This window comes from Rhizobium sp. SG741 (assembly GCF_012275435.1).
GTDB classification, from domain to species: Bacteria; Pseudomonadota; Alphaproteobacteria; order Rhizobiales; family Rhizobiaceae; genus Rhizobium; species Rhizobium lusitanum.
In genome coordinates this window covers 203600-223514 of record NZ_JAAZQP010000005.1, presented here as the reverse complement: position 1 = coordinate 223514, position 19915 = coordinate 203600, and the positions used below count along the sequence as shown (strand labels likewise).

Genomic DNA, 19915 nt, shown 5'->3' with positions numbered 1-19915 from the left:
CTTTCGCCAACGGGGAACCATCGGCCGGGGATAGGAGCCAACGGCTATCTCGCCTGGTGCTGTAACCGCAGACATGCTTCGCCCCTTGCCGATCGTCCCTTGAGCCACTAGGGGATGCGGGTCTCAAATCAGTCTCAATTGACGTTCAGGTCTGCACCTCGAATTGACGGACAGAACGCGGTATTGCTCGCATGAAAAGAAAGACGCCCCTGCTGATCGCGATGCTGTCGCTTCTGCCTGTGCCCGCCCTTGCCCATCCGCATATCTTCATCGATGCCAAGTTCGAGGTCGTGGCGGCGCCCGACGGCTCCATCAGCGAGCTGCGCAACGTCTGGAGCTTCGACGAGGTGTTTTCCTCCTCGGTCCTCATGGATTACGACAAGGCTGGCAACCAGACGCTCAGCGCGAGCGAACTCAAGGCCGTCGGCAAGACGGTCCGGGATTCGCTTGCGCAGTACGGATATTATACGAACGTCACCAGCAACGGCAAAGCGGTGCCGATGGCCAAGCCCGACGCGATCCAGGCAGACTACAAGGACGGCTCGCTGACCCTTACCTTTTCATTGAAGCCCGAGCAGAAGACCTTTCTCAAGGGTACCACGATCTTCGGGATTTATGACAAGACGCTCTACACGGCGGTCGATTTCGCCACCGACAACGATATAGCGACGTCCGGAGCAGCCTTCGGCCGCTGCAAAAGCAAGGTTGTGAGGCCCAACCCCAAGGAAGTCATGGCGGAGAACCAGGCAGCCCTCACCAGCATGTTCTTCAGTGATCCGAAGGGCACGGACTACTCGCTGCTCGTGGCAACGAGGCTGGAAGTTCAGTGCTGATGCTGCGCGGGGGACTGCCCCCAGCCTGACGCCATCACCTTAATCAGGCGAGCCGGCATCGATTCGCGCCGAACCTTCGGTGCCTCGGGATAGCGAGATATAGCGGCGGGCGATGATCCAGCAGCCGAGCGCCCAGGTCGCCCCGGCACACCAGCCGCCGAGAACATCAGTCGGATAGTGCACGCCGAGATAGACCCGGCTCGCGCCGATCATCAATGTCAGCAGGATGCCGACCGCGATGGTGAAGATGCGCGTCGAGCGATAGCGTCGCGTACCGGAAATGAGCACTGCAAGCGTCAGATAGGTAACCGCCGATACCATCGCATGGCCGCTCGGGAAGCTTAGATCATGAACCTCGACCAGATGCGGCACGATATCCGGCCGCGACCGCGCAACGCCGAGCTTCAACGTCGTGCTCAGCGCCCATCCGCCAAGCACCGAGGCTAATACGAGGATGGCAACGGCGCGCTGCCGGTCGAGCAACAGATAGACCGTCACCAGGACCGTCATCATCATGAGGACAGTGATGCCGCCGAGACTTGTGATGTCCTTAACCGCATGGGTCAGCCAGCTCGGTCCTATGGGAATAGACAGGTCACCAGGCTGGCGAAGCGCCAGCAAGATCGCCTCGTCAAACCCCCTTGTACTTCCCTCGAGAACCTCGCCCGTCAGAGAGACGAACAGAAGAACTCCGCCCGAAAGGGCGGCGAACATCACGAGCAGCAGGGGCTCAAAGCGGCTCAACCATCCCATTATGCCTGGTTTGCGAGACCGTTGATCGTTCATGCCGTATCGCCTGCCTGTCGCATTTTCACGTTGCCTCTTCCATATCTGGAAAGAAATCTATCTTCGGCCCAAGCTCCGCACCAATCGAAAAGCCTCGGCTTGCACAATCGTGACGCACCGAAAGCCGGTCGTCCTGAAAACGTCCGGACCGGAGTTCTTTCCGTAACGGGACGATGGCTATCTAGGGATAAAATCGGCAGGTTCCAACCGCGGGGAAAAAACAATCACGCCACGTTTGGCGCCAGGGCGTTTCAGGTTCATGACATGTTGCGCCTCTATTCTCGTCCGCGCGCTCTACAATCGCCGACGGTAACAGGGGATTTATTCGTTCATGACGAGGTGCATCTCGATTGCCCGCAAGAGAACACGACAACAGCGCCAAGACCGGTTCGCGGCCAAGGATCGAGATTCCCGGTGGCAAGCAATGAAACCTCATGAGCGCCGCGACCCATCTTCCACAAACGATGCAAAACGTTTCGGCCGTCATCCAGGCACAATGATTGCCGCAAAAATTTTTGCTATTTTCGGAACGTTGAGCTGTGATAATAGTCCCGCAAGGGCGATCAGGGATCGGGTGTAGTCAGAGTGTTAAGTGTTGGGACATCTTTCTCCGCCCGGTTGCTGGCGATGGCCGGTTTGGGGGTGCTGATGACATCAGCCATCGGCGCGTTTCCCGCATCATCCATGGCCGAGGATGCCGCAAAGCCTTCATCAAGCACTTGGGTCGTGACGCTCGGCGCTACCGTGGAGTATGGTCCGAGCTACGAAGGATCGAAGCATTACACCTTCGGCGCCTTGCCCTCTTTCGATTTCCATCGCCTCGGCGAGGCCACGGAATACAGCGCTCCGGACGATAATTTCGACTATACTCTCTTCGACTTGCACGGCCTCGAAATCGGGCCTGTGGTCGGCTTGAGGGATGACCGTTTTGATCTCAACAATTTGCAGCTGCGGAGCCAGCGCAGGGTGCGCTGGAATTTCGATGCCGGCGGCTTCGCACAATATTGGCTGATGCAAAATCAGCTTCGGTTTCGGACGGAAGTGCGCCAGTCCCTTTGGGGCGGCGATGGCCTGGTCGGTGATCTCGCGCTCGATTGGTTTCAGCCCGTCGGCGACAAATGGCTCCTGTCCGCTGGGCCTCGCCTATCGCTGGCAAACTCCGTCTACATGCGCAGCAACTTTGGCATCTCGGCGGGTCAAGCCGCGAGGAACGGTCATGTCAGCGCCTTCGACGCCGGTGCCGGCGTGAAATCTGTCGGTTTCACGGTGGCTGCGACCTATACGATCTCGCCCGAGTGGAGCGTGCAGGTCTACGAGAAATATAACCGTCTGGTGGGCGATGCTGCCGACAGCCCGATCACCTCGAAGTTCGGCTCACCCGATCAGAATATTATCGGCTTTACCCTCAACAGAACCTTCAACGTCAATTTTTGAGGCGCTGCGCGCTTCATGATCGGCGATGTAGTTTCGCGTAAGCGGAATGACGTCGTTGCGCTTGGCTATCTGGATCTGGAAGACCACAAGATCCTCATAGCGGAAGGCAGCCTCCGCCGTCGAAAGATAATATTCCCACATGCGGCAGAAGCGCTCGTCATAGAGCTGCGCGGCCTCGGGCCAGCGCGCCATGAAACGAGCCCGCCAGCTTTCGAGCGTCTTCGCATAATGCAGCCGCAACACCTCGACATCGGTGATCGCAAGCCCCGCCGCCTCGATTTCCGGCACGATCTCAGAAAGTGCCGGAATATAGCCGCCGGGGAAGATGTATTTGTCGAGCCATGGCGTGGTGAAGCCGGGCGTCGCCGAGCAGCCGATGGTGTGAAGCACCATGATGCCATCATCCTCGAGCAGTTCGGCGCATTTGCGGAAGAACGTGCGATAGGAGGCGAGACCGACATGCTCGAACATGCCGACCGAGACGATCCTGTCGAAACGGCCGGTCAGGCTGCGATAGTCTCTGAGCGCGAATTGAACTTCCGCCGGCGTTCCGCCGGCCTTGTCGGCCACGCGCTTGGAGGCGTAGGCGTGCTGCTCTTCTGACAGCGTGACACCAAGAACGTAACCTCCAGGCGCATGTTCGGCCAGGTGCAGCGCGAGGCCGCCCCAGCCGCAGCCGATATCGAGAATGCTGTTATCGGGCTCGATCACGAGCTTGGCGGCCAGATGCCTTTTCTTGGCGATCTGCGCCTCTTCCAGAGACTGGTCGGCATGTTCGAAATAGGCGCAGGAATACTGCCGGTCGGGGTCGAGGAAGAGCTCATAAAGCCGGCCGTCGAGATCGTAATGATGCGCAACGTTGGCCCTTGAACGACCCGGAAGATTGCGATGACGGAAAATCCGCAGTTTGGTTCGGGCATGATCGATGACGCGCGCGATCAGCGGGTGAGTGCTGTTCTGCGCCTCCCGCAGCATCATGGCGACGAAGTCGTAGAGGGAGCCCTGCTCGACGATGAAGCGGCCGTCCATGTAGAGTTCGCCAAGCCTCTTATCGGCATCGATCAGGAGAGCCCATTGCGCCCGGTCATCGGTGAAACGGACACGCACCGGCTCGCCGGTGCCATCGCCGAATGTGAAGACACGACCGCTTGCGGTCGTCACGGTCAGCGCGCCGCGCGTGACGATGGACGAAAGAGCGCGTTTCAGGCACCAGTCCACAAGGCTGGAGAAAACGGCATAACCCTTGCCCCTGGGGCGATTTTCAGCTTGCGGGTTGGACATCATCTATCCTTGCCGGCAACGGTGCGCGGTGCGTCGTGCTTCGCGTTCCAGTCGCCGTGATCCTCGGCTTCCACGTTGGCGCTCGCGATCAGCCAGACGCCCGTCAGGATCAAGCCGCTGCCGATCACCTGCAGGGCAACGATCCGTTCGCCGAAGACGAACCAGCCGGTCGCGATGATCAGCACGTAGCTGATACCAGAAAGCGGAAAGGCCCGGCTGAGATCGAGCTCGGAAAGAACATTCATCCAGATGAAGAAGCAGGCTATCTCGACGGCGATCGCCGCCAATATCCAGTAGGAGGAAAGCGCCTGCCACAACCATGCCTCCGCGCCGCCATCGCCCAAGTGTTCCGCCCCATGCTTGATGAAGAACTGGAACAGCGTGTTGAGCACCGGCACGGCAAGCCAGGAAAAACGCATCGGCATCACGCACCCGCCTCATCTGTCGAGAACAGCGGCGACACCAGCCGCAGCAGTCTCTGAAGGACGGGATTGCGATGGCGAAAGAACATGGCGTTGGACGTCAGCTTGCTGCCGAGCCTGATCTTGTTTTCATAGTAGGCCTGGCCGCTTTGATAGCGGCTTATGCCATGATCCAGGCAATAGCGCAGGTTGGTGAACCAGCTCAGGAAATAGAGATTGTACGGCCGCCCTTTTTCGCCATCCATACAGAAGAACTTGTCGATGGCGACATGCTCGTCATGCACGATCAGATTGGCGGCAAGCAGCCGGTCCTCGACGAAGTAGAAGGCGCAGTAGGAACGGCCGCCCATGCGGGTGAGAATTCCCTCGAAATATTCGGGGGTGAGCTCTTCGAACTGCCAGTCGCTGCGGTTTCGCGTGTCGTGATAGAGCGTCATCACCTCGGGCAGGAACGCACCGAAATCCGTCCTGATCTCGACCCTGACCTGTTCGAAGGACTTCAGCTTGCGCCGCATGTCCTTGCGGGTGCCGGAGGAAAGCTTGGCGAGATAGTCGTCGATCGTCTTGAAATCGATGTCGAGCCACGCCGTCGGCAAAGCGCCGATCGAGGCATAGCCATGTGCGGAAAGCGGATCGCCAAGCTCGGCGGAAACCTGTTCCGGAATATCCTTTAGACCGACGAGCGCGCAATCTTCCGTGACGGCAAACTGCTCGAAGAAAGACAGCATCTCCGCAAACAGCACGGCACGGCGCTCGTCCGGCACGTCGGGGTGAAAGCCGATCGCGCCCGTCTCGGTGCAGGGTGACCCCAGGCAGGCGAGGCGCAGCTTCAGAAAATTCGGGAAATGGCGCTGCACGCGCCGCACGGACCTGCGCAGAAATCCCTCTTCCAGCGTCGTGTCCAAGGCATAGAGGCAAAGAAAAGCCGGCATGGCGGCGCTCACCCGCCCGTCCTCGACGACGGTGATATAGCGCCATTCGAAGCCCTCGATGCCGGCTTCCTCGATGGCAAGCAGGCAATCGTAATCCTCGACCTGACCCTGAAAACAGGCGTTCCAGGCATCGCGGCCGATCGCACGGATGCTGAAGTGAACCTGGGCCACCGGATTGCCCGTCGGTTTGGGCACGGTTTTAAGCAGCGGCTGCGACATGGCGCGCCTCGAAGAAATCCGCAGTGAAATCGGCCACCTGGCGATGCTGTCGGTCCACATGGATCATGTGATAGCTGTCCTTGATCCATTTCAGCTCATGCGGGCCGCCGATGTGATCGGAGATGTAGCGTGCGTGTTTCGGACTGCTGAGGTCGTCGTCCTCGGCGTGCAGGATTAGCGTCGGCGTCTGGATATTCGGCAGCATGCCGCGGAGGGTCTTGCCCAGCCGATGCATCTCGACCAGCCCCTTGCCGGGGAATTTCTCGAGAATGCCCTCGCCTGCCATGCCCTCGATCAGCCGGCGCATCCGCTGGTCCTTGATCCCGAGGGAGGCCGTCTCCTTGAAGCTCAGGCGATCGAGGAAAGGAATACGGGACAGCCAGCCGATCTGCGACGACAATAACGGATAGTAGAAGGGAACATCCCAGCCGTCATAGTGAAAGCAGGGCGAGTAGATAGCCACCGCGTCGATCGCCTTCGGCTGCTGTTCGGCGGCCAGCAGCGCCAGCTTTCCGCCGACGCAGATGCCGGCGGCAAAAACCTCCTGCGTTCGCGTGGCGAGCAACGCCGAGGCTTCGACGACGCTATCGAGCCAATCTTCCCAGCGGGTGCGCCGCAGCGTGCCGGCATCGACGCCATGGCCGGCCAGCAACGGTGCATAGATGCTGTAACCCTTGCGATTGAGTTGGCGGGCGATCAGCTTCATTTCCGCCGGTGCGCCCGTCAGTCCGTGTACAAGAAGCACGCCTTTTCCATTTGAGCCCTCCATGAAGAAGCTCAACTCATCAGCTTTCATGAGAGAGCTCCGACTGCCGGTTCTCCTTGGCCATGAAGCCGAGGGCGTGGCAGGTGCTGATGACATGCGTACCGGCTTTTTCCTGCTCTTCCTTGATCTGCTCGTGCAGTGTCGGCAGTTTCGTCCAGTGGGTGCGCGGCCGGTAATGATGTTCGGCATGATAGCCGTTGCCGAACCACAGCCAGTTGTAGAATGACTTGTGGCTGGAAACGCCCCAGGCGATCGGCTCGTCCGGATCGCCGTTCAGATGTTCGTAGTAGCCGTTCAGGGACGACAGGCAATTGCCGAGATAATAGAACGGCACGAAGAACAGCACCGCTTTCCAGTCATAGAGGAGCGCGATGGCTGCAAGGCCGAGGAAGAAAAAGAGCTCGAACCGACCCCAGGCAGCATCGAACGGACGGTTGCGGGAGATAGCCTTATGAATATCGCCGAGACTGTCGCGGAAGAAGCTCATAAATGTGTAGGACCACACATTCTCGGGCTGTCCGTTACGACCGTGGCGATAGATCGACAAGAGATCGATGGTATCGCCCTTTTCGTCCGGCCTGTCGCTGTTGCCGGAATGATGGCGCATATGCACCCAGTGATAATAGGTCTGCGAAAAGCCGATCGCGACCGACTCCAACAGGCTGAAGGCGTAGTTCATCCAGCGCGGCTTGAAATAGGGCGTGTGGATGAAATTGTGGGATATGCTGTTGATGTTCCAGGAGATCGATACGGCATACAGGCAGCCGAGGACCGCCGAGAGCCACAGGGGACGGCTTTCGAAGCCGACGATCAGATAGACATCGAAAGCAAGATGCGCGACGGCGGCCAGAACCGGCGCCACATCCCATCTGGTGTGCGCGAAAATTTTCATAGTCCGGTAACTCCCACACAGGCCACGCCGGCGGTCACGAAGAACACGCCCGTTGCATGGCGTAGGTTGATGTTTTCTTTGAAGATCACGGCACCGGCGAACACGATGACGACATAGCTCAACGCCATAAGGGGAAAGGCGATGGTGAGCGGAACCTGCTCCAGAACGGCCGTCCATGCAAAAAGCTCCACGGCCCAGAACACGATACCGAGCCAGGTAATCGGCTTCGCCATTGCCGAAATCAGCGTATGCTCGCTGGCCGATTGCTTGAAGCAAACCTCGCGGGCCGTCTCCGCCAGCACGCAGAAGAGTATGAGCCCAAGCATGGGAAGGGTCAGGATGCCACTCATTGCATGTACTCCGCCAGCACTTCCAGCAGCGCGTGATTGGCCGCGCTGTTGATGTTTCTGGTCGTTTCAGCTCCCTGCCGGACGCGCGGCTGATCGATGAAGATCTCGGCTCGCTTCATCAGCTGGGTCCTGAGGCTGCCGGCATAGCTCGGAGCGGAATAGTCACCGATGACATCCGCGCCTATGATGCGATGACGGCTGCCGATTTCGCTGATCAGTGCCAGCAGATAGGGCAGCCGCATGCGGCCCTGATCCCAGTTCGTGACGGCATCGTCGGCGGCAAGGACATCCTTGTCGATGGTAACATAGACAGCCTCGGTGCGAATACGGCTGAGCATGCGGTCGATGAAATTTTCCTCGCCGATCTCCGAGATCGATTTCCAGTGCAGCGCACCCTTTTCCTGCCGATAGCTGGCGCCGCTGCCATAATCGGCAAGCACGCGGCTCGGCGGATGTTCGTAGGGATAGAGCTCGAGCTTGCCTTCGCCGAGCCAGTGCAGGTTCGCCCCTTTGCGTTCCGGGCTGCGAAGATCGTGGCTGCAGACGCCTATCGTGATGACCTTCTGGATACTGGGATTGGCAAGGGCGGTATTGACCCAGGAGCCGCAATGCATGCCGCCGTCGAAGGTAACCCAATCCGGATGATTGTCGAAATGGATCAACGTCGCCGCGCCGGATTTCCGCTCCAACGCGCCGGCTAGCAGCATCGCCGTGATGTGATGGAAATCGCCGGATCCCATGAAACAGAGCTGCGGATCCTTGGCCGGCGCCGGCGTATTCTTGACGATTTTGCGGCCGAGCTCCGCAAGAGCATTCTGCTTGCCCCATAGCCGAATCTCTCGGCCCGTATCCTTGTCGAAATATTGGTACGCGCCCGCAAACTTGCAGGCGCGCACGAAATCCGGCTGCAACTCCAACGCATCATCGAGATGAAGAAGCAGGAGTTGCACCGTCTTATCTCCGGGCGGCGCGCGTTAGAAGCTGATCGAGCAGGGCAAGAGCCAGATCGATCTCTTCGCGGGTGATCAGCAGATTGGGCGCGAAGGTGATGACGTTCTTGTGATAGCCGCCGACGTCAAGCACCAGGCCGTACATCTTCGCGCCGACCTGCAGGTCGCCCTTCATGCCTTCATCGCAGAGCCAGTCCATCGTGGCCTTGTCGGGCGTGTAGCTGTCGTCCTTGCAGATTTCCATCCGCAGGGCCAGGCCCAGCCCGTCGACTTCGCCGACGATGGCATGGCGCTTCTGCAATTGTTTCAGCCCGTCGAGGAAATAGGCGCCCTTCGCCATGATGGCCGCGCCGAAATCCTCTTCCTCCAACATCTTCATCGTTTCGAGTGCCACGGCGGTCCCCATCGGGTTGCTGGCGAATGTCGAATGCGTCGAGCCGGGCGGGAAGATGGTCGGATTGATCATTTCCTCCCTTGCCCATACGCCGGAAAGCGGATTGAGCCCGTTGGTGATGGCCTTGCCGAAAACTAGGATATCGGGCGAGACACCGAAATGCTCGATCGACCAGAGCTTGCCGGTGCGGTAGACGCCCATCTGGATTTCGTCGACGACGAGCAGGATGCCGTGTTCGTCCAGCACCTTCTTCAGCTCGACGAAGAAGTTCATCGGCGGAATGACGTAGCCGCCCGTACCCTGGATCGGCTCGATATAGAACGCGGCATATTCCGATTTGCCCGCCTTCGGATCCCAGACACCGTTATATTCGCTCTCGAACAGACGGGCGAACTTCTGGACGCAGTAGTGCCCGTATTCTTCCTTCGACATGCCCTTCGGGCCGCGGAAGTGATAGGGAAACTCGACGAACTGCGCCCGATCTCCGAAATGACCGTAGCGGCGGCGATAGCGATAGCTCGAGGTGATCGCCGAAGCGCCGAGAGTGCGGCCGTGATAGCCGCCCTCGAAGGCGAACATCAGGCTCTTGCCGCCGGTGTAATTGCGCACCAGCTTCAGCGAATCCTCGACGGCCTGCGAACCGCCGACGTTGAAGTGAACGCGCCCCTTGTGCCCGAACTTGAGTTCGGCATCCTGGGCGATCATCGCCGCAAGCTCCACCTTTTCACGATGCAGATATTGCGATGCGACCTGCGGCAGCCGATCGAGCTGACGATGCGCAGCGTTGTTCAGGCGCTCGTTGCGATAGCCGAAATTGACAGCGGAATACCACATCTGCAGATCCAGAAACGGTGTTCCTGTGCGGTCGTAGACAAAGGAGCCTTCGCATTCTTCAAAGAATTTGGGCTTGTCCGTGTAGTGGACCGTGTCGCCGTGCGAGCAGTAGGTCTCTTCGAGGACACGCAACTCCTCCTCGGAACGGACGGGCGCTTGCGTGTCGCCACTGAAGGCTTCGGCTACATTCGTTTTCATTCAATGCCTCTCAGTCAGATTCATGCTGTCTTGGAATGCGGCAGCACACGGGGGCGCCGTACGACGCTTGGAAGAACGGCTTCCATTTTCGGAAGCAGATCGGAAAAGTCCTCGAAAGCGACATAGGGAATGCCGTTTTCGTCACAGTAGTCGGCAAGCTTGGCCTTCGCGAAAACGAGGTCCACCTTGTCGGAAACGCAAAAATCGCTTCGCCCATCGCCGATGTAGACCTGCAGATCGGCGCTATCGACAACGCGGCATTTGCAGACGCCCGACCCGGACACGCAGCCCGTTGCCGTAAACGGCGGGAACAGCGAATAGGACTCAGCGCCTTGGCCGAAGCTGCAGGTGAGCACGTTGGCAACGATCGGCAGACCTTCGATGCCATGACGCGCCAGAATGCGGCGGATGAAATAGTCGACGCCATCGCTGACGACGGTCACGGGCAATTCATCGCGGCGGCAATAGGACAGGAAGCTTTCGAAACCCGGATCGATCGACACCGTGTCGAGAAACTGATCGAGCTCCGCCCTGCTTGCCTGAATGAGAGCGATCTGCCGGCGCATGCACTCGCCGGAACCGATCTGCCCCTGCTTCCAGAGCCGCTCTATGTCTTCCCACTCGGAACCGGCGAAACGGGACAACACCATATCCGTCGCGTCTTCGATGGATATGGTTCCATCAAAATCGCAAAACACCTGCATGAAATACCCTTTCACCATATCCCTAGTTGCGTCTAACAACCGCGGATGAGCCAGGCATGAGCTGAAAATGATGCGAAAATGAAAACAGACAGGAAGTTGATTTTTAACTTGCGAGCAATCTCAGGTCGACTTGGAGACCCTTGCTCCAACGCGGCGTTGAAAGCTCGACCGTCGCCGAGAGCCGGTCTGCCGTATCCGCGACGATGGCGAGACCGAGGCCTGCGCCTTCCGTGTGAAGCGTATTGAGCCGATAGAAGCGCTGGAACACCGCCTCCCTTTCCTGGGGCGGAATACCCGGCCCGCTGTCACTGATCGAAATCCGGCCGAAACCGTCTTCCAACGTGATCGAAACCTTGATCTCCCCTCCGACGGGCGTGTATTTGATGGCATTGTCCAGGAGGTTGCTGACCATCATGCGGATCAGCGATTCGTCGGTCTGGACCTGCAGTGCTTCGTCTCCCTGCAGCACCACGTCGAGCTCGCGGCTGGTGATGATATTGCCGAATTCGGCAAGCACCGACGCCACCAGATGATAGAGCGTCACCGACGTCGGATTGAGGGGATGGTGACTGACCCTTGCCAGCCGCAGCAGCTGCTCAATCAGATGAATGGCGCGGTTGTTGCTGGCAACGAGGTCGGCGACGATCGCCTGCCGTTCATGCTCGCTGTCGCTGTTTCCAAGCATCTGCAGCAACAGTTTCACGCTGGCCTGGGGCGTGCGCAGCTGATGCGCGGCAAGATCGGAAAAGCGCCGCTCGAGCGTCAGCGACTGGCCGAGCTTCTCCAGCAGCTGGTTGATCGAGCGGCCGAGCGGCAGGAGATCTCGCGGCAAGCTTTCGACAGGAATGGCTGAGAGATCCTCGGGCGATCGGGTGCGGATTTGCCGCACCAGCCCGTGAATCGTTCGCAGGCCGCTGTTGATGCCGAGCCAGATAAGGAAGCCGATGACCGGCACGAGCATCAGCAGCGGGAAGAAGAGATTAAGGAGTATGTTGGAGACGAGCGTTTCGCGAAGCGCGATCTTCTCGCCAAGCTCGATCACGATGCTCGTGTTCGGGATTGGCAGCGAATAGACGCGCCAGTCCTCACCGCCATATGTCAGGGTCGTAAACCCAACTTTCTGTTGCGGTACGTCGGAAGGGAAGGCCGTGCTGCTGTAGAAGCGAATATTGCCGTCGACCCAGGCGCGAAACATATGCGCCTCGGCATAATCGTCGGCGTCCTCGTTGAAGGCCAGCTGATTGTCCATGTTGAAATCAATGTCGTCGATCTGCTTTGCCGCGCGGTCCGGCGCCTTTTCCAGGGGTCGGCGCAGCAGGCTCCAGATCACGTTCGCGTCATCGATAAGCTGGGCATCATAGATATTGTTGATCTCCCGGGTCGCGCTGTTGAACGCAAAAGCGGCAATCACCACGATCGTCACCACGACGACCGGGGCGATCCGGAGAAACAGCTTGCGGGTAAGCGTTGAGTTGTTCATCGCTCGATCATGTAGCCGACACCGCGGATCGACTTGATGAAGTCGGTGCCGAGCTTCTTGCGCAGATTGTAGATGGTGACTTCGATCGTATTGCTCTCGACGGTGTTTTCGGCGTCATAAAGCGCGTACTCGATATCGTTCTTCGTCACATAGCGGCCGCTACGCTCCATGAGCAGCTTCAGCAGATGGAACTCCTTGGCCGTGGTATGCACCTGCGCGCTTCCCTTTCGAGCGACCATGGCGGAAGGATCGACCTCCACATCGCCGCATCGAATGACGCTCTCGGTGCGGCCGTCGCGCCGGCGGATGAGCGCGCGCAGGCGGGCGAGCAACTCGTCGAGATCGAACGGCTTGACCAGATAGTCGTCGGCGCCCTCATCGAGCCCCTCGACCTTCTGACGCACGGAATCGAGCGCCGTCAACAGCAGCACGGGCACCGCGTTGCCACGCTGCCGGATCCGCCGCAGAACTTCCATACCGCTCAGCTGCGGCAAATTGATATCGAGAACGATCGCCGCAAAATGGGAATGCTCGGCTGCCTCGAGGCCGGATTCGCCGTCCCGCATCCAGTCGACGCCGTAGGCATGTTTTTCCAGGGCCTTCTTCAGCGATGAGCCGAGGATATTGTCGTCTTCAACAAGCAGAACGCGCACGATCGACCCCATGTAGCCGAGAAAATTTCATAGCCGATGTGAGCCGCAATTGGAGCGACCTTGTGGCAAAGCTATGACGGATCATTTCCGCTTGGCAAGAGCCGAGGGAGTGCATCACCCTCCCGAAGGTTGCGCCGCCGGTTCGGAAGGATGAAATCGCCCCGTCAGGCAACCTCAGAGCCGCACCCTATCAGGCAATCGGCAAGGTACGCGCTCGCGGGGTTGCCGTCGCGCGACCGCAATATCCCGATCTCGCGATAGAATGTCGACGCAGCGAGCGACACCGCACGCACGGACGGCATAAGGGGCGGGCCGCCATCGACGATCGGTAGAAGCGCCACCCCGAGCCCTTGCCCGACCAGAGCCAGCAACGCGGCTATGTCATCGATCTCTACGGATTCGTTGGGCGCTATCGCATGGGACCGCAGGAACCGATCAACCTGCCGGCCGCCAAACGAGCTGCGATCATAGCGGATGAATGGCTGCTCCCGCAGCAATGTCTGCCAATCATCGCCCTCCACCCGCTCGGGAACCGCCAGCACATAGGGCTCCCGCAGCAGGGGCTGCCACACAAGATCCTTGGGTATGCCGAAGGGAGGCTCGATGAGTACCGCCAGATCAAGCTCGCCGGCATCGAGCAGATCGAGCAAATGAAGGGAGACACCCGGAACGATATGAACATGATGGTTCGCAAACCGCTGCCGGAACGGCACGAGCGCACGCGCGAGCACCGTCGATTGAACAGAGGCAATGGCGCCGATGCGCAGTTGGCCGCCCGAAACCTCATCGGCCGGATCGGCGATGCGCTCGAACATCGCTATGATGCCCTTGGCACGTTCCAGCGTTCGCAAGCCCGCGGCATTCAATGTGGCGGAACGGCCGGTTCGCTCGAATAATTGGACGCCGAGCCTTTCCTCGAGACGCTTCATTTGACCGCTGACGGCCGCTTGCGTCAGTCCGATCCGATCACCAGCGGCCGCAAATGTCCCGAAGCGGGCGACAGCAACAAGCGTTTTCAGTTCGGGTATCATGATGCATAATTTTTCCTATGACTCAGCCTTATAATATACAATTTTTCATAGGAAATAATGTACCTTATTGATCGCTGCATCGAGTTCGCACATCTGGAGACGATCATGAGTGCAGCACCTCTTCACCCTTTCCATCTCGCATTTCCCGTCAACGATCTTGCGGCGGCCCGCACGTTCTATGGCGGCCTTCTTGGCTGCCCTGAAGGCCGGAGCTCCCCCGACTGGATCGATTTCAATTTCTATGGCCATCAGGTCGTCGCCCATCTGGCTCCGGGAGAAACCGGAGAAGTGGCGGCGAATGCGGTCGATGGTCACGGCGTTCCCGTGCGCCATTTCGGCGTCGTTCTGTCGATGGAGGAATGGGAGGCGGCGGCCGAGAAGCTGACCAAGGCCAACATAGACTTCGTCATCAAGCCCTATATCCGCTTCCGGGGCGAGCCTGGAGAACAGGCGACCATGTTCTTCAAGGATCCAAGCGGAAACGCCATCGAGATGAAGGCCTTCGCCGACATCAACAGCCTGTTTGCCAAGTAAGGCATTAAGCCCCGCGATGTGAGCGCCCAGGAATGGCTGAACGCTCATATCGCAGGGTTTTCCTACGTCCTCGAAGAACCGCGAGCTCCGCCGACAGTCGGACGATCCGTGCTCAGCCTCCGCATGGATGCTTCTAGCACGTCGAAGATCCGGCCATCGGTCGATTGCGCGACATTGAACCGCATGAAGCTGCCGGCATTATCGGCCACGCTGAAGGCATTGCCGGGAGCAAGGATGACGCCTTCGGCCAGGCAGGCGCGGGCGACATCGGCCGCATCCTGGCCCTCCGGCAGCCGGCACCAGAGGAGCATGCCCGCCTGCGGCTTGAGCCAGGGCGTGATGCCGATAGCCTCCAGCCGCGCCGTCACCTCGCTCATGGCCTTGGCAAGCCGGATGCGCAGCGCCTCGACATGCTTGCGATAGCTGCCGTCCTTCAGCGCCAGATAGACGAGCTCCGCTGACAATTGTCCGCAACTGAAGCTGCTGGCAACCTTGAGATCGACGAGTCCGTCGATCCAGTCCGGCCGCGCGGCGATGAAGCCGCACCGCACCGAGGCCGAGAGCGTCTTCGAAAAGCTGCCGATATGGATTACCCGCTCGAGCCCGTCGTAAGCGGCAAGCCGCGGTGCCGGGACATTCTCGAAATCGGAAAAGATATCGTCCTCGATGATAACCAGGCCGGACGCATCCGCCAGCTTCAGCAGGCGATGCGCCGTCACGGGCGACAGCACGGCACCCGTCGGATTATGGATGGCGGAGTTGGTGATGTAGAGCCGGGGCTTGTGCCGTTCGAGCGCCTGGCCGAACAGCTCGACATCCGGTCCCGTCGGCGTGAAGGGCACGGCGACGACATTGGCCCGGTGCGCACGCAGCAGCGCATGGAAATTGAAATAACAGGGATCGTCCACCAGCACGGTGTCGCCGGGCTCCAGCAGGAAACGGCAGAGAAGATCGATCGCCTGCGTGCCGGATTCGGTCAGCATGATCTGGTCCGGAGGCACGGTGATGCCGTGCTCGCCCAGCCGCCTGGCGAGCAGCTGCCGCAACGGCGGCAAGCCGAGCGGCGTGGCGTAATTGGCGAGCGTTTCGAGGTCTCCGCGCGCCAGCGTCCTCATCGCACGGCGTAGCGCCGCCTGCGGCAACCAGGATGCGGGAAGCCAGCCGCAGCCGGGCTTCAAGACATCGTCGCCCATCTCAAGCGATTGCCGCGAAATCCACAACGGATCGACATTGCGGTCCGATCTTGCGCCGGCCTCAGACAATGAAAGCGGCGGCAGGGGGCCGCATACATAGAACCCTGAGCCCGGCCGCGAACGGATCATCCCCTCGGCGGCAAGACGCTCATAGGCCTCGACCACGGTGGAGACCGATACCTGCATGGTCTTGGCGAGGCTGCGAACGGAGGGAAGCCGTGCGCCGGGCACCAGGCTACGGGTGGCTATTCGATCGGAAATCGCAGCCATCACGGCTTCGATACGCGTGCCGCCGACCGCGCTCACAGCCAATGCATCGTCCATCCGTACTGTACCTCATACCATAACAGTTCCCGTAAATTGTACTGCACTGTCTCTGGAATAGCCAGTCGGCTTCGCCGATACCGCTGGCATCAAGAAGGAGCATGCGCAATGGACAAGGCAACGATAGGATGGATCTACGGGCTGATAGGGGTGGTGATCTTCAGCGGATCGCTGCCGGCGACGCGGGTGGCCGTCATGGACTTCGATCCGCTGTTCCTGACCGTCGCCCGCGCCGTCATCGCCGGCCTTTTGAGCCTATGCCTGCTGCTTGCCTTTCGCGAAAAACGCCCCGCCCGCAGTGATATCGTGTCCCTGGCGATCGTCGCGCTCGGCTGCGTCGTCGGTTTTCCCCTGCTGACGGCGCTGGCGCTCAAGCATGTCACATCAGCCCATTCGATCGTCTTCATCGGGTTGCTGCCGCTTGCGACCGCCATCTTCGGCGTGCTGCGCGGCGGCGAACGACCACGGCCGGCTTTTTGGATATTCTCCGCTATCGGCAGCGCCCTCGTCAGCGGCTATGCCCTTACGCAGGGCGTATCGGCCTCGCCGGTCGGCGATCTGCTGATGCTCGCAGCCATTCTCGTCTGCGGACTCGGTTACGCCGAAGGTGCCGTGCTGTCGCGCCGGCTCGGCGGCTGGCAGGTCATCTGCTGGGCTCTGGTTCTGTCCCTGCCGGTCACCGTCGCGCTCTGCATCGCCACCATGCCGCATACTATCGACGGCATCGGCGGCCCGGCCTGGATCGGCCTCGCCTATGTTTCGTTGTTCAGCATGCTGATCGGCTTCGTCTTCTGGTATCGCGGACTGGCGCAAGGCGGCATCGCAGCCGTCGGCCAGTTGCAGTTCCTGCAGCCATTCTTCGGCTTCGCGCTTGCGGCGGCATTGCTCAAGGAAAGCGTCAGCTGGTCCATGCTCGTTGTAACGATTGCTGTCGTCGCCTGCGTCGCCGGCGCCCGGAAATTCGCGCGCTGAGGCACTCGTATCAGACGGCCGTGTGCCGACTTGATCTTCTAAACCGATCGGTCTATAAAATACCAATCGGTTTAGAAGGAGCACATCATGCCGACCCCGCTTGTCCCACCCTTCACCCGCGAGACCGCGATCGCCAAAGTCCGCATGGCAGAAGACGGCTGGAACAGCCGCGATCCCGAGCGCGTCTCCAAGGTCTATACGGAAGACAGCCAATGGCGGAACCGCGCCGAATTCCCGCGCGGCCGCAAGGAGATTGTCGAGTTCCTCACGCGCAAATGGGCAAGGGAGCTGGACTACCGACTGATCAAGGAACTCTGGACTTTCGAGGGCAACCGCATCGCCGTCCGCTTCGCCTATGAATGGCACGACGACAGCGGCCACTGGTTCCGCTCCTACGGCAACGAGAATTGGGAATTCGATGCCGACGGGCTGATGCAGCGCCGTTTTGCCTCCATCAACGACATGCCGATCAAGGAAAACGAGCGGAAGTTCCACTGGCCGCTCGGCCGGCGCCCCGACGATCACCCCGGCCTGTCGGATCTCGGCCTTTGAAATGACGCGCACCGTCTTCGAAAAGCCCGATGCCGTTGCCCTTGTGGCCGAGGTCTTTCGCGAGCTCGGCTACGAGGGCGCGTCGATGAGCAGCATCACGGCGCGCACCAAACTCTCGAAGGGCAGCCTCTATCATTTCTTTCCCGGGGGTAAGGAACAGATGGCGGCCGAGATCATGGCCCATATCGATGCCTGGTTCGTCACGGAAGTGTTCAGGCCGCTCGAAGAGGATGACCCTCGCGCCGCCATCCTCACTATGTGGGAGACGACGGACACCTATTTCCGCTCCGGCCGCCGTGTCTGCCTCATCGGAGCCTTCGCGCTGGACGAAACGCGCGATCGCTTCCCGAGCGCCATTCAGAACTATTTCCTGCGCTGGATCGAAGCACTCGCCGGCGCCTTGACGAGAGCCGGCCTGGCTGCTGCGGAAGCAAGAGTGCTTGCCGAGGAAGCAGTGGTCGGCATCCAGGGTGCGTTGACGCTGGCAAGGGCGCTTGGGGATGATGCGATTTTCGGCCGCACCTTGGCGCGGCTGAAGGAGCGGCTGGGAGCGGCAGTCGAATAAAAAGCCCCGCGGCGCGAATCACTTGATAGGCGACAGCGCCTTGACCCTGACGCAGGGGGGTCACATCTTATTGCGCGATGTCCGAGAAACGGTGCCTTCCGCCATCAATACTAACGATGAGTTGCGCGCCAAAGCGCTGATCTTAAATAATCCTCCATAAAAGCGTGGCAGCGTTAATCATGTTTGATTTGCAACTATCCGAGCTCCTGTGCTCATCAGCAGGGAATGGGAGCATCCAGGAGATGGGTAGAAGATGCTGCAGCAGGTAAACGACACCGACAACGCGCTGATCGATCGATTGCAACGTTCCGCGTTCGATTATTTCATGCTTCACACCAATCCGGAAAATGGGCTGGTGGCCGATACGTCAATCAAGACAAGCCACTGCAGCATTGCCGCCGTCGGTTTTGCGCTGTCGAGCTATCCGGTCGCCGTCGAGCGCGGCTGGATCGACCGCGCCGAGGCAGCGACACGGGTGCTGACCACGCTCGATTTCTTCGCCGACAGCCAGCAGGGCACCGAACGCGGCGCCACTGGCCATCGCGGCTTCTACTACCACTTCCTCTACATGGAGACCGGCAAGCGCGCCTGGAACAGCGAGCTTTCGACGATCGACACCGGCTTGATGCTGCTCGGCGTATTGACGGCTGCCGCCTACTTCGATGGCCCCAGCCAGACCGAACAGGACATCCGCAAACAGGCGACATTTCTCTACGAGCGCTGCGATTGGCGTTGGGCCCTCAACAAGGGACCGACGATCAGCATGGGCTGGAAACCGGCAAGCGGTTTCCTGCGCTGGCGCTACCAGGGCTATGACGAGGCGATCTTCCTCTATGTCATGGCGCTCGCCTCGCCCACGCATCCGATCCCGTCCTCGAGCTACGACGCCTTCGCCTCGACCTACACCTGGATGATGTTCAAGGATACGCCTTTCCTTTATGCAGGGCCGCTGTTCATCCATTTGTTCTCCCATGCCTGGATCGATTTTCGCGACATCCGCGACAAGCACGTGGCCGACAAGGACATCGACTATTTTCGCAACACGCAGACGGCAATCGCCGTTCAGCGCGACTATACGGACCGCAATCCCGGCCATTTCCTCGGCTATGCGAAGGATATCTGGGGGCTTTCGGCCTGCGATGGCCCCAACCCGACCGGAACGAAACATAGCCGGCGACACGGCCAGAGAGTTTTCGGCTATGCCGCGCGCGGTGCGCCACTCGGCCCCGACGACGGCACGATCGCCCCTTGGGGGCCGCTGTCCTGCCTGCCTTTCGACCGTCAGGCTGCGCTCGACGGCACGAAGGCGCTGCTTTCGACCTATCCCAGCCTGCTGCTCGACGGCCGCTTTCCCGGCGGCTTCAATCCGAGCGTCAAAGGCCCAGGCCCGGAGGGCTGGGTGGACGACCGCTCGGTCGCCATCGACCAGGGCCTGCTGGTTATGATGATCGAAAATGCCCGCACCGGCTTGATCTGGAACCTCATGCGGCAATCGCCGATCCTTCGCCACGGCCTGGAACGAGCGGGCTTCACCGGCGGCTGGCTCGACGAGAAACAGGCGACGCCCGCGATCGCCTGATTTTGATCGCCGGTAGCCATCAGGTATCCTCGTCGAC

At 60.0% G+C, this 19915-nt stretch carries 21 protein-coding genes; 7 read left to right on the top strand and 14 right to left on the bottom strand.

Annotation, left to right across the window (positions count from 1 at the left end):
• Positions 1-191: 191 nt before the first annotated feature.
• On the top strand, positions 192-833 hold the full coding sequence (locus FHT29_RS15185) for a DUF1007 family protein (protein WP_037196108.1): 642 nt from the start codon (positions 192-194) through the stop codon (positions 831-833).
• A 39-nt stretch (positions 834-872) separates the two neighbouring features.
• On the opposite strand, the gene FHT29_RS15180 is transcribed toward FHT29_RS15185, so the two are convergent.
• Positions 873-1619, bottom strand: coding sequence for a phosphatase PAP2 family protein (locus FHT29_RS15180; RefSeq protein ID WP_168599813.1), 747 nt, complete (start codon positions 1617-1619; stop codon positions 873-875).
• A gap of 684 nt (positions 1620-2303) precedes the next feature.
• On the opposite strand from FHT29_RS15180, the gene FHT29_RS15175 reads away from it, so the two are divergent.
• Positions 2304-3053, top strand: coding sequence for a MipA/OmpV family protein (locus tag FHT29_RS15175; protein WP_168599857.1), 750 nt, complete (start codon positions 2304-2306; stop codon positions 3051-3053).
• Here the strand turns inward: FHT29_RS15175 and FHT29_RS15170 are convergent.
• From FHT29_RS15170 to FHT29_RS15115, 12 genes are all read right to left on the bottom strand, one after another.
• Positions 2994-4334 (bottom strand): cyclopropane-fatty-acyl-phospholipid synthase family protein, encoded by a 1341-nt coding sequence (locus FHT29_RS15170; protein ID WP_051963419.1) that lies wholly within the window; start codon positions 4332-4334, stop codon positions 2994-2996. The two genes, FHT29_RS15175 and FHT29_RS15170, sit on opposite strands and share 60 nt — an antisense overlap.
• Complete coding sequence (locus tag FHT29_RS15165; RefSeq protein WP_210166055.1) at positions 4334-4759, bottom strand: EamA family transporter; 426 nt, start codon at positions 4757-4759, stop codon at positions 4334-4336. Before FHT29_RS15165 ends, FHT29_RS15170 begins: the two co-directional genes overlap by 1 nt.
• A complete protein-coding gene (locus tag FHT29_RS15160; protein WP_168599812.1) occupies positions 4759-5907 on the bottom strand; it encodes a GNAT family N-acetyltransferase in 1149 nt (382 codons plus the stop codon). Before FHT29_RS15160 ends, FHT29_RS15165 begins: the two co-directional genes overlap by 1 nt.
• On the bottom strand, positions 5888-6703 hold the full coding sequence (locus FHT29_RS15155) for an alpha/beta fold hydrolase (RefSeq protein ID WP_037196105.1): 816 nt from the start codon (positions 6701-6703) through the stop codon (positions 5888-5890). The genes FHT29_RS15160 and FHT29_RS15155 overlap by 20 nt, the downstream gene beginning before the upstream one ends.
• Positions 6693-7565, bottom strand: coding sequence for a fatty acid desaturase (locus FHT29_RS15150; RefSeq protein ID WP_168599811.1), 873 nt, complete (start codon positions 7563-7565; stop codon positions 6693-6695). Before FHT29_RS15150 ends, FHT29_RS15155 begins: the two co-directional genes overlap by 11 nt.
• Positions 7562-7915, bottom strand: a complete 354-nt coding sequence (locus FHT29_RS15145; RefSeq protein ID WP_168599810.1) for a permease — start codon at positions 7913-7915, stop codon at positions 7562-7564. The genes FHT29_RS15150 and FHT29_RS15145 overlap by 4 nt, the downstream gene beginning before the upstream one ends.
• A complete protein-coding gene (locus tag FHT29_RS15140; RefSeq protein ID WP_168599809.1) occupies positions 7912-8865 on the bottom strand; it encodes an arginase family protein in 954 nt (317 codons plus the stop codon). The genes FHT29_RS15145 and FHT29_RS15140 overlap by 4 nt, the downstream gene beginning before the upstream one ends.
• A gap of 4 nt (positions 8866-8869) precedes the next feature.
• Positions 8870-10291, bottom strand: coding sequence for an aminotransferase class III-fold pyridoxal phosphate-dependent enzyme (locus FHT29_RS15135; protein WP_037196099.1), 1422 nt, complete (start codon positions 10289-10291; stop codon positions 8870-8872).
• A gap of 20 nt (positions 10292-10311) precedes the next feature.
• Positions 10312-10995 carry an MtnX-like HAD-IB family phosphatase gene (locus tag FHT29_RS15130; protein ID WP_037196096.1) on the bottom strand — a complete coding sequence of 228 codons (684 nt, stop codon included), beginning with the start codon at positions 10993-10995 and terminating at the stop codon, positions 10312-10314.
• 103 nt (positions 10996-11098) lie between these two features.
• Positions 11099-12475 (bottom strand): HAMP domain-containing sensor histidine kinase, encoded by a 1377-nt coding sequence (locus tag FHT29_RS15125; RefSeq protein WP_168599808.1) that lies wholly within the window; start codon positions 12473-12475, stop codon positions 11099-11101.
• Positions 12472-13128: a response regulator transcription factor gene (locus tag FHT29_RS15120; RefSeq protein WP_037196206.1), complete on the bottom strand. Its 657-nt coding sequence runs from the start codon at positions 13126-13128 to the stop codon at positions 12472-12474. Before FHT29_RS15120 ends, FHT29_RS15125 begins: the two co-directional genes overlap by 4 nt.
• Before the next feature lie 164 nt (positions 13129-13292).
• Entirely contained in the window at positions 13293-14159 is an 867-nt protein-coding gene (locus tag FHT29_RS15115) for a LysR family transcriptional regulator (protein WP_047553789.1), read from the bottom strand.
• 105 nt (positions 14160-14264) lie between these two features.
• Here FHT29_RS15115 and FHT29_RS15110 point away from each other — a divergent pair, with 105 nt between their 5' ends.
• On the top strand, positions 14265-14693 hold the full coding sequence (locus tag FHT29_RS15110) for a VOC family protein (RefSeq protein WP_037196204.1): 429 nt from the start codon (positions 14265-14267) through the stop codon (positions 14691-14693).
• A 62-nt stretch (positions 14694-14755) separates the two neighbouring features.
• On the opposite strand, the gene FHT29_RS15105 is transcribed toward FHT29_RS15110, so the two are convergent.
• Complete coding sequence (locus tag FHT29_RS15105) at positions 14756-16210, bottom strand: PLP-dependent aminotransferase family protein (RefSeq protein WP_052211863.1); 1455 nt, start codon at positions 16208-16210, stop codon at positions 14756-14758.
• 108 nt (positions 16211-16318) lie between these two features.
• On the opposite strand from FHT29_RS15105, the gene FHT29_RS15100 reads away from it, so the two are divergent.
• From FHT29_RS15100 to FHT29_RS15085, 4 genes are all read left to right on the top strand, one after another.
• On the top strand, positions 16319-17182 hold the full coding sequence (locus FHT29_RS15100) for a DMT family transporter (protein WP_047553791.1): 864 nt from the start codon (positions 16319-16321) through the stop codon (positions 17180-17182).
• An 87-nt stretch (positions 17183-17269) separates the two neighbouring features.
• Positions 17270-17734: a nuclear transport factor 2 family protein gene (locus tag FHT29_RS15095; RefSeq protein WP_037196087.1), complete on the top strand. Its 465-nt coding sequence runs from the start codon at positions 17270-17272 to the stop codon at positions 17732-17734.
• Position 17735: 1 nt separating this feature from the next.
• The gene (locus tag FHT29_RS15090; protein ID WP_168599807.1) at positions 17736-18299 is read left to right on the top strand and encodes a TetR/AcrR family transcriptional regulator; all 564 of its coding nucleotides are present in this window, start codon (positions 17736-17738) and stop codon (positions 18297-18299) included.
• A 253-nt stretch (positions 18300-18552) separates the two neighbouring features.
• Positions 18553-19878: a glucoamylase family protein gene (locus tag FHT29_RS15085; RefSeq protein WP_037196084.1), complete on the top strand. Its 1326-nt coding sequence runs from the start codon at positions 18553-18555 to the stop codon at positions 19876-19878.
• The last annotated feature ends 37 nt before the right edge of the window (positions 19879-19915 follow it).

Bases quoted from the DNA above. Each gene is read 5' to 3' on its own strand.
- FHT29_RS15100 (WP_047553791.1), top strand. From the start codon at position 16,319: ATGGACAAGGCAACGATAGGATGGATCTACGGGCTGATAGGGGTGGTG.
- FHT29_RS15175 (WP_168599857.1), top strand. From the start codon at position 2,304: ATGGCCGAGGATGCCGCAAAGCCTTCATCAAGCACTTGGGTCGTGACG.
- FHT29_RS15160 (WP_168599812.1), bottom strand. From the start codon at position 5,907: ATGTCGCAGCCGCTGCTTAAAACCGTGCCCAAACCGACGGGCAATCCG.
- FHT29_RS15090 (WP_168599807.1), top strand. From the start codon at position 17,736: ATGACGCGCACCGTCTTCGAAAAGCCCGATGCCGTTGCCCTTGTGGCC.
- FHT29_RS15095 (WP_037196087.1), top strand. From the start codon at position 17,270: ATGCCGACCCCGCTTGTCCCACCCTTCACCCGCGAGACCGCGATCGCC.
- FHT29_RS15135 (WP_037196099.1), bottom strand. From the start codon at position 10,291: ATGAAAACGAATGTAGCCGAAGCCTTCAGTGGCGACACGCAAGCGCCC.
- FHT29_RS15085 (WP_037196084.1), top strand. From the start codon at position 18,553: ATGCTGCAGCAGGTAAACGACACCGACAACGCGCTGATCGATCGATTG.
- FHT29_RS15150 (WP_168599811.1), bottom strand. From the start codon at position 7,565: ATGAAAATTTTCGCGCACACCAGATGGGATGTGGCGCCGGTTCTGGCC.
- FHT29_RS15185 (WP_037196108.1), top strand. From the start codon at position 192: ATGAAAAGAAAGACGCCCCTGCTGATCGCGATGCTGTCGCTTCTGCCT.
- FHT29_RS15180 (WP_168599813.1), bottom strand. From the start codon at position 1,619: ATGAACGATCAACGGTCTCGCAAACCAGGCATAATGGGATGGTTGAGC.
- FHT29_RS15130 (WP_037196096.1), bottom strand. From the start codon at position 10,995: ATGCAGGTGTTTTGCGATTTTGATGGAACCATATCCATCGAAGACGCG.
- FHT29_RS15110 (WP_037196204.1), top strand. From the start codon at position 14,265: ATGAGTGCAGCACCTCTTCACCCTTTCCATCTCGCATTTCCCGTCAAC.
- FHT29_RS15145 (WP_168599810.1), bottom strand. From the start codon at position 7,915: ATGAGTGGCATCCTGACCCTTCCCATGCTTGGGCTCATACTCTTCTGC.
- FHT29_RS15170 (WP_051963419.1), bottom strand. From the start codon at position 4,334: ATGTCCAACCCGCAAGCTGAAAATCGCCCCAGGGGCAAGGGTTATGCC.
- FHT29_RS15155 (WP_037196105.1), bottom strand. From the start codon at position 6,703: ATGAAAGCTGATGAGTTGAGCTTCTTCATGGAGGGCTCAAATGGAAAA.
- FHT29_RS15165 (WP_210166055.1), bottom strand. From the start codon at position 4,759: ATGCCGATGCGTTTTTCCTGGCTTGCCGTGCCGGTGCTCAACACGCTG.
- FHT29_RS15115 (WP_047553789.1), bottom strand. From the start codon at position 14,159: ATGATACCCGAACTGAAAACGCTTGTTGCTGTCGCCCGCTTCGGGACA.
- FHT29_RS15125 (WP_168599808.1), bottom strand. From the start codon at position 12,475: ATGAACAACTCAACGCTTACCCGCAAGCTGTTTCTCCGGATCGCCCCG.
- FHT29_RS15105 (WP_052211863.1), bottom strand. From the start codon at position 16,210: ATGGACGATGCATTGGCTGTGAGCGCGGTCGGCGGCACGCGTATCGAA.